Genomic DNA, 687 nt, shown 5'->3' on the forward strand with positions numbered 1-687 from the left:
GAACAGACCCTCGGACAACTCGTCGTCGACATGGGCGCGGCCATGAACGGCGCACTGGTGCTGATCGGCACCGAACTCGGACTGTGGCGCGCGCTCGACGCCGCCGGCCCGGTCACCAGCGAACAACTCGCCGCCCGCACCGGCATCCGCGAACGCTATCTACGCGAATGGCTCTCCGCCGAAACCGCCAGCGGCTATCTCACCTACGACCCCGACGCCGGAACGTTCACCCTGGCACCGGAACACGCCATGGCCCTCGCCCGCGAGGACAGCCCCGTCTACATGGCCGGCGGCTTCCACCTGATCGGCTCCGTGTACAAGGACCGTCGGCGCATCGCCGAACGAATCCGCGCCGGCGAGGGATTCGGGTGGCACGAGCACGATCCGGACCTGTTCATCGGCACCGAGCAGTTCTTCCGGCCCGGTTACCGCGCCAACCTCGTCGACGTGTGGCTGCCCGCCCTCGACGGGGTCGTCGACACCCTGCGCAGCGGCGCCACCGTCGCCGACATCGGCTGCGGCCACGGTGTCTCCACGACCCTGCTCGCGCAGGCGTTCCCACAGTCCACCATCCGCGGATTCGACTATCACGACGCGTCCATCGCCCGGGCGACGGAACTGGCCACCGAACAGGGCGTCGACAACGTCACCTTCGAGGTCGCCTCGGCGACGGACTTTCCCGGGCGG

General features: G+C 69.1%; 1 protein-coding gene. It reads left to right on the forward strand.

The window, feature by feature from the left end; all coding sequences use genetic code 11:
* Positions 1-687 (forward strand): class I SAM-dependent methyltransferase (locus R1101_RS0125015; protein WP_016935832.1); only part of this gene is annotated, 687 nt, incomplete at both ends.

Source organism: Rhodococcus sp. R1101 (genome assembly GCF_000278445.1).
Lineage (GTDB): Bacteria > Actinomycetota > Actinomycetes > Mycobacteriales > Mycobacteriaceae > Rhodococcus > Rhodococcus gordoniae.